Here is a 7,147-nt window from a genome sequence, read left to right as displayed (position 1 = left end):
GGGGCCGCGCCCGGAGCAGCCGCCGCGTACGGGGCACCCGGAGGCATCGGCCCGCCACCCGGTGGAGGCGGCATGAACCCGCTGGACGGGGGCGGTGCAGGTGTGGCACCCGGCGGCGGCATCGGGACCGTGCCCGTGCCGCCGAAGACGTCGTGGGCACCGAGTAGTCGCAGGCCTCGCTCCCGCTCGGCGCGCAGCCGCTCCTCCTCCCGCCACCCGGCGAGCTGCTCGTCGTTCAGCGGGAACGACTGCAGCTGGACCCCGCCGAACACCTCCTCGCCGGTGACCTGGCCCTCGACCGTGGCGCCCAGCCCGAGCGGGACGGCCACGAACTGCCTGACCGTGCCCTTGCCGGAGTTGATGCCGTCGAGCCACGGCTGCCGCGGCAGCACCACGTAGTTCTGCGGATCGCGCGCGAGCACACCGCTCCACGGCTTGCCCGACACCGCGCACACCTTGCCGACGCCGACCTGGAGCGCGGCCGGTTCCGTGGTGCCGCCGAAGTGCAGCCACATCGCCTCGCGCAGATACACGGGGAGCATCACGCCCCCGCGCGCCCGCATCTCCTGCGGAGCGGTCCGCGGGTGGTCCTCGACCCGCCGGATCGGGAAGTCACCCAGACCGGGCGGCAGTTGGTGTGTGCCCGTCTCCGGCAGGCGCAGGGTGCGCTTGAAGCGCACCTGGACACCGCCCGGCAGATGCAGAGCGGTCCCGTCGATCCGCACGGCGCCTTCGGCCATTCCGTACGCTCCCCTCGATATCGCGTGCTGCCCCGTCGCTTGGCAGGACGTCACTCAATACGTCCGGCGAGGCCGGACCGGTTCCGCCGAAGGGGGCGCGGGATGCGCACGCGGTCGCGCAGGCGCGTGAGCCGGGGCGAGCGCTCGCGCTGTTCGCGGGTGCAGCGGTCGAGCTCCTCCAGGAGCCGCTGGGAGCGGTGCTCGGTGTCCAGTTCGTCCAGCATGCGGTTGACCTCCGTCAGCACGGCACCGTGCAGCTGCCACTGGCGGGCGTCCCGCTGGATCTCTTCGAGGAGCAGCTGGGCCAGCTTGTCGCGGGTCGCGGTGGCCGTCGACAGCTCGGCGGTGAGCCGGGCCTCCGCGGACTCGGCGCTGCGGCTGATGTCGGTCGTGACCAGTACGGCGAAGCTGACCACGGCGTCGCCGATCTCGGCGAGCAACTGCTCGACGGCCGCCCCCACCTGGGCGGAGAACAGCGGATTGGGCTCCCGTTCCCGGGCGAGGTCGGTCAGGGTACGGGCCAGCACCCGCAGGACCACCGTGCAGATCTCCAGCGTGTCCAGCCCGGTGCGCAGCACGACCCGGTGCAGCAGGCCCTCCCGTACGCGCGGATTGAGCTTCAGGCTGTCCTCGGCCTGCTTGAGGGCCGCGTCCACCTCGACGATGTCGAAGTCGAGTTCCCGGGCCTCGTGGAGCCGGGCCGCCGCGGCCTCTGCCGGGGTGCGGCCCGCGGCCTCCTCGCCGACCCGGATCATCAGCCGCCGCATCCGCCGGGCCAGGTCCTCGATGGACTCGCCGGCCGCCTCCACCCACACCGGGGGAGCGAGCAGCAGGTTGAAGGCGAGCCCGACCACCGCGCCGATCAGCGTCTCCAGGACCCGCGCCCACGCCGTGTCGCCGACCCTGGTCACCCCGAGCACCAGCATCGCGCTGATCGCCACCTCGGGCACGAACTCGCTCACCCGCACCAGATGGCCGACCGCGAGCGAGGCCAGGATGATCAGGGCGAGGCTCCACCAGGTCAGGCCGACCAGGACGCTGAAGCCGATGGCGATGACGACGCCGGCGACCACCGAGTTCACCCGCCGGACACCCGTGGTGAGTGTGGAGTACAGGGTCACTTGCACGACGAGGAGCGCGGTCAGCGGAGCAGTCAGGGGCGCCGCCCCCGGGCTGAGCTGCAGTGCCACCACATAGGCCACCGTGGCGGCCGCCGCCGACCGCACCGACTGCACCATCACCGGGTCCTGCCGCCACTTCGCGACCCGCGTGCCGATCGCGCTCCACACACCACGTACGTCTCGCATCCTTGCGCTGTTCCCCTTCCGCCGCTCCACCGAACTCCCGACCGAGGACAGTAGTCACCTGGGCGATCGCACCGGGAGCCGGGAGGTGGAGAGGTCAGGGCGACGGAGACGGGGACGCCCCCCGGTCCCGGCGCGGGGTTCACTTCACGGGGAGCGGAGGGTCCACCGGGCGGCGCGGACGCCGGACCGGTAGCGGGCGGAGTCAGTCGTACAGCTTCTGCAGGAACGCTGACAGATTGCCCACCGTCCGGGCGATCTGCTCCTCCGTCGTGAGGCTCTCCTCGAACCGGCTCCCCGTGTCGAGCGCCTTCCTGCCCCGCACATACAGCGAACACGCCAGGTCGGCACACATGTACAGCCCTACGGAGTTCGCCTCGCGCCCGGCCGCGCCGGCCTTCCGTGCCGTCATCAACGAGACTCCGCCGCCCCGGTGGGTCGTCAGACACAACGAGCACATGCTCCGATGCAGAAAGCCGCGCTGCGCGGACGGAAAACGCAAGGTGACACCGACCGGCCGACCTGTCCGCTCGGTCACGAGGTAGCTCCGATCGGGCGCGCCCGGGTCCCGCCAGCCGAGGAAGTCCAGATCCTCCCAAGGGCGTTGTTCCAGATCACGAGGGAGGGAGATCCTCTTCGCCTCGCCCTTGGAGCAGTTGACGAAGGAGCTGCGGATGTCCTGCTCGGTGAGCGGCTTCATGGTGGTTCCTTCCGGGGTGGCGATCGGACGTAACCTAGGAGTACTAGGTTTTCGCCTAAGCTACTCGTTTCCCCGGGAAGGGGCCAATGGGTATTCGCGTCGGCACTGCTCCGCCCGCACGCTCGTCGGTGGCCACGCACCGGGCAAGGACGGGGTGGGGCCCTGCTGGACGCAGGTGCCCGCGTGTATCTCTGCGGCGACGGCTCCCGTATGGCGTCCGGCGTCCGCGAGGCGTTCCGTACGATCCACGCCGAGCGGAACCCCGGCGCGGACTCCGGACGGTGGCTGGACGATCTCATCGCCTCCGGCCGCTATGTGGAGGACGTCCGCACGGCGGGATGACGGGGGTTCAGTCGTGCGGGCCCGCCTGGCAGAGTGGGCCCGCACGATTGTGTTCGACGTGATGAGGGAGACCGGAGTGGACGACGGGGAACGGGCACGGCTCGTCCTGGCGGCGGCGGGTCTCGCGCCCGAGAGGCTCTCCGAGCGGCAGCCGCTCGGCGGCGGCACGTACAACACGGTCGAGGAACTGCGCCTCACCGACGGCACCCGGCTGATTCTCAAGATCCCTCCGCCGTCCACCACCCCCGGCCTGGCCTACGAGAGCGAACTCCTCGGCGCCGAGGCCGAGTTCTGCCGGGCCGCGGGGACCGTCGGCGTCCCCGCGCCACGGGTGGCCGGAGCCGCCCTCGACGAGACCGCGCCGACCGGCCGCCACCTCCTGCTCACCCACTGCCCGGGTGGCGGATGGGACGGTCTGGAGTCCGCTCAACAGGCCGCGCTGCGGCGGGAGCTGGGCGGTCTGGTGGCCCGGCTCCACGAGGTGACCGGCCCCGGCTTCGGCTACCCGTCCGGCACGTTCGGCCCCCTCACCGCCGACTGGCGCACCGCCTTCACCGCCATCTACGACGGCGTGCTCGCCGACGCCCGCCGCTTCCGGGCCTGGCTGCCCCTCCCCGTGGACGAGGTGGCGCGTACGGCGAAGGCCGCCTACGACGCCCTCGACGAGGTGACCGTGCCGCGTCTCGTCCACTTCGACCTGTGGCAGGGCAACATCCTCGTCGAGCGCGGGGAGTCGCCGCGCGTCGGCGGCCTGATCGACGGTGAGCGCATGTTCTGGGGCGACCCGGTCGCGGACTTCGTCTCGCTGTCGCTGCTGGGAGACATCCGGCAGGACGCCGACTTCCTGACGGGTTATCAGGAGGCGGGCGGGAGCGTCGAGTTCACTCCTTCGGTCCGCCGGCGCTATGCCCTCTACCGCAGCTACCTCTACCTGATCATGCTGGTCGAGGTGGTGCCGCGCGCCCTGGACGACGAGCAGGTCGCGTGGCGGCGGGAGGCGGTGGCGCCACAGCTGAAGGCGGCCCTGGCGGAGCTGTGCGCCCCCTCCTGACGAGACGCACCCGGTTCGCGGAGCACCTGGTCCGAGCCGTACGGAGTGTCTGGTCCGAGCCGTACGGAGCAGCTGGTCCGAGCCGCGCGAAGTGTCTGGTCCGAGCCGTACGGACGCCCGGTCCGAGCCGCACGGAACACCCGGTTTGAGTTGATCGGACCGAGGTACCCGCGCCCGGTGCACGACAGGAAGGAGCACGCCGTGACCGATCATCGGCTGGAGAGTCCCGGCGAGCACGGGGACCCCGTACCGAGGGACCTGCCCGATCAGCAGGCGAGCGAGGCCGAGGATCCTTGGGACGTGGCCCCGACGCGCGCCACCGGCGACGAACAGGACGAGGACGCGGCCGGCGAAGCCACCGACGTGCCCGACACGGACGAGGCCGGTACCGGCCGACAGGGCGCGACGCGGTCGGGTGCCGTCAACCCCGAGCAGCCCGTGCCCGACGAGCCGTCCGGCTGACGGCCGGCCCTTCCCCGCAGGGCGTCCGCGAAGACTCGGCGCCTCCCCGGTGGGACCCGGGGAGGCGCCGTCATGTCGGCCCCGAGGGGCGGGATCGGCGTATTCAGCCGACCTTCCGCCCCTGAAGCGGTTCCGTGTCGGCGCCGGCCCCTTGCCGCAGCCCCTCCAGGAACTCCTCCAGCACCTCCACCGCCGTACGCTCCGGTCGCCAGCCCAGCTCGTCGCGGGCCTTCGAGGAGTCCATCAGCGGCAGCCGCAGGACCGCGTCGAAGAGGTGCGGTGAGGCGGGCAGCAGCCGCAGATTCCACGCGGCGGCGACCGCGGAGCGGGCCGCGGCCCGGGGCAGCTTCACCGCGCGGGAACCCAGCACCTCGCTGAGCAGCGCGGCGTCCACGGGCGACTCCGCAGCGAGGTTGAAGGCACCGTGGACGTCGGAGTGCAGCGCCAGCCGGTACGCCTGAGCGGCGTCGTCGGTGTGCAGCGTCTGCACCCTCAGCCCGGGGATGTCGGGCAGGAACGGCAGCAGCTCCGGCCGGGCCAGCGGCCCCGGCAGGAACCGCCCGCCGAAGATACGGCGCTGCTCGCTCGCCGACTCCCGCTTGAACAGGAACGCGGGCCGCATCCGCACCACCCGCACCCCGGTGTGCTCGTGCTCGAAGGAGTCCAGGGCGCGCTCCAGATACGCCTTCTCCCGGCAGTACGCGGCGTCCGGCCAGCCGTGTGTGGGCCACGACTCGTCGACCGCGCGGTCCTTCGGCCCCGGTGAGTACGCGCCGACCGACGAGGCGTGCACCAGCGTCGGGACCTTGGCCGCCGCCACCGCCTCGAAGACCCGGATACCGCCCAGCACATTGGTCCGCCAGGTCGCGGCCGGGTCGTGCGTCGGCTGGAACGCCCAGGCGAGATGGACGACCGCTTCCGCCCCCTCGAACTCCTTGACCAGATCGGCCTGCTCGGACCCCACGTCCACGGCCGACCATTCCGTCTTCGCGGGCGCCCACTCGGGGACCCGGCGGGCCAGCCCCCGTATCTCGCCGACCCGCGCGTCCTCCGCGAGCAGACGCACCAGACTCGTCCCCACATTGCCGGTGGCGCCAGTGACCACGATCCTGCTGCCGGATTCTCCGTTCACCGCTGACTCCTCTCGCGCGCTTGGTTCCTCCAGGGCCGCCCACGAGTACCCGGGCCCCGCGGATGCACGCGGTCGCATCCGGACACTCCGCGGGGCAGGCCCGGCCACCGTCCGGGCCGATTCCCACGGGGACCGGCCGGCCCACGAGATGATCAGCTCATGACCGAGATCATCCTGATGTCCGACCCGAAGGTGGCGGCCGTACCCGTCCACGACTCCGACGAGCCGCTCGTCGACGTACGCCGGGCCGGCCCCCTGCTGGTCGACGAGCGCAAGGCCGACGCCACGGGCGCCTACGCCCAGCTGCGCGCGGGCGTGCTCGACCGGCTGGTCCGGGCCCAGTCACGGCTGCCGGACGGGCTGCGCCTACTCTTCGTCGAGGGCTACCGCCCGCCGTCCCTGCAGCGCGAGTACTTCGAGGAGTACGCGGCCGAGCAGCGCGTCCTGCACCCCGACTGGCCCGCCGACCGTATCCGCACGGCGGCCAGCCGCTATGTCTCCCCGCCCGAGATAGCCCCGCACTCCGCGGGCGCGGCCGTGGACCTGACCCTCGTCGACGCCGACGGCAGTGAACTGGACCTCGGTACCCGGGTCAACGCCGACCCCGAGGAGAGTGCCGGCGCCTGCTACACGGGGGCGGACGGCATCTCCGCCGAGGCCCGCGCCCACCGGGAGACGCTCGGCGCCGCCCTCACCGCGGCCGGCCTGGTCAACTACCCCACCGAGTGGTGGCACTGGTCGTACGGCGACCGTTACTGGGCCCTGATGACGGGCGCGCCGGCGGCGCTGTACGGGCCGCGGGAACTCGGCGCCTGAGCGCGTCCGAAAAGGGAGAAGCCCCGACCGGGACGGGGGAATCACGGTCGGGGCGGTCTGTGTGTGGGTGCGGACGGCGGTCGCCTCTCGGCGAAAGGCTCCACAGGGCTTCAGCCGAACGATCGTCCCTGTGGGCAAAAGGTGAGGCCCGGGGACACTGTCCCGTCCGCACCCACGGTCGGTTCAACGGGAAAGTACCAGGGGGTGTTCCTTCCGTATCCGGACATTGCCGGTGATCTGCGTCACGTCGCGCAAGGCCGCCCACAGTGGCTGTCACCAGGTCATTCCTCCCGCCCGAGCGGACTCTCCTCCAGCGCGGCCAGCAGATGGGCCGGATTCCGGAACACCGCCTCCGCGCCGGCCGCCTCCAGTTCGGGCCGTGGGATGCCGCCGCAGAGCACCGCCACGCAGCGGACCCCCGCCCGGACGCCCGCCCGCATGTCCCAGACCGTGTCCCCGACGAACACCGACCGCTCGGCCTCCGCCCCCGCCAGCTCCAGGGCCTGCTCGACCGGGTCAGGCGCCGGCTTCCCCTCGGCCACGTCGTCGGCGCTCGCCGTGGCCACGACGGCGTCGTCGGCCCCGATGGCCCGTCGCAGC

7 protein-coding genes and 2 pseudogenes are annotated in these 7,147 nt (G+C 72.4%); 4 read left to right on the top strand and 5 right to left on the bottom strand.

The window, feature by feature from the left end; translation table 11 throughout:
- The 3 genes and pseudogenes from AWZ10_RS01400 to AWZ10_RS01390 all read right to left on the bottom strand — a co-directional run.
- A pseudogene (locus AWZ10_RS01400) lies at positions 1-740 on the bottom strand (hypothetical protein); the annotation flags it as partial.
- Between the two features lie 50 nt (positions 741-790).
- Positions 791-2,047 carry an FUSC family protein gene (locus tag AWZ10_RS01395; protein WP_046709615.1) on the bottom strand — a complete coding sequence of 419 codons (1,257 nt, stop codon included), beginning with the start codon at positions 2,045-2,047 and terminating at the stop codon, positions 791-793.
- Between the two features lie 202 nt (positions 2,048-2,249).
- A complete protein-coding gene (locus tag AWZ10_RS01390) occupies positions 2,250-2,744 on the bottom strand; it encodes an FBP domain-containing protein (protein ID WP_060890235.1) in 495 nt (164 codons plus the stop codon).
- A gap of 162 nt (positions 2,745-2,906) precedes the next feature.
- Between AWZ10_RS01390 and AWZ10_RS47135 the strand changes: the two are divergent.
- The 3 genes and pseudogenes from AWZ10_RS47135 to AWZ10_RS01380 form a co-directional block, all read left to right on the top strand.
- A pseudogene (locus AWZ10_RS47135) lies at positions 2,907-3,086 on the top strand (hypothetical protein); the annotation flags it as partial.
- 61 nt (positions 3,087-3,147) lie between these two features.
- Positions 3,148-4,137 carry a phosphotransferase family protein gene (locus AWZ10_RS01385; RefSeq protein WP_060890236.1) on the top strand — a complete coding sequence of 330 codons (990 nt, stop codon included), beginning with the start codon at positions 3,148-3,150 and terminating at the stop codon, positions 4,135-4,137.
- Positions 4,138-4,338: 201 nt separating this feature from the next.
- Positions 4,339-4,599 (top strand): hypothetical protein, encoded by a 261-nt coding sequence (locus AWZ10_RS01380; protein WP_046704928.1) that lies wholly within the window; start codon positions 4,339-4,341, stop codon positions 4,597-4,599.
- A gap of 103 nt (positions 4,600-4,702) precedes the next feature.
- Here AWZ10_RS01380 and AWZ10_RS01375 read toward each other — a convergent pair whose 3' ends face one another.
- Complete coding sequence (locus AWZ10_RS01375; RefSeq protein ID WP_060890234.1) at positions 4,703-5,731, bottom strand: SDR family oxidoreductase; 1,029 nt, start codon at positions 5,729-5,731, stop codon at positions 4,703-4,705.
- Positions 5,732-5,890: 159 nt separating this feature from the next.
- Here AWZ10_RS01375 and AWZ10_RS01370 point away from each other — a divergent pair, with 159 nt between their 5' ends.
- Entirely contained in the window at positions 5,891-6,547 is a 657-nt protein-coding gene (locus tag AWZ10_RS01370; protein ID WP_060890233.1) for a M15 family metallopeptidase, read from the top strand.
- A gap of 281 nt (positions 6,548-6,828) precedes the next feature.
- Here AWZ10_RS01370 and AWZ10_RS01365 read toward each other — a convergent pair.
- Positions 6,829-7,147, bottom strand: a 319-nt coding sequence (locus AWZ10_RS01365; RefSeq protein ID WP_159058193.1) for an HAD family hydrolase, incomplete at its 5' end; no start/stop codon positions are given.

The sequence above is a fragment of the Streptomyces europaeiscabiei genome, assembly GCF_001550375.1.
GTDB lineage: Bacteria > Actinomycetota > Actinomycetes > Streptomycetales > Streptomycetaceae > Streptomyces > Streptomyces europaeiscabiei.
This window is presented reverse-complemented; position numbering and strand designations above follow the sequence as displayed.

Coding starts and splice junctions, on each gene's coding strand:
- AWZ10_RS01395 (WP_046709615.1), bottom strand. CDS start 2,047: ATGCGAGACGTACGTGGTGTGTGGAGCGCGATCGGCACGCGGGTCGCG.
- AWZ10_RS01390 (WP_060890235.1), bottom strand. CDS start 2,744: ATGAAGCCGCTCACCGAGCAGGACATCCGCAGCTCCTTCGTCAACTGC.
- AWZ10_RS01385 (WP_060890236.1), top strand. CDS start 3,148: ATGAGGGAGACCGGAGTGGACGACGGGGAACGGGCACGGCTCGTCCTG.
- AWZ10_RS01370 (WP_060890233.1), top strand. CDS start 5,891: ATGACCGAGATCATCCTGATGTCCGACCCGAAGGTGGCGGCCGTACCC.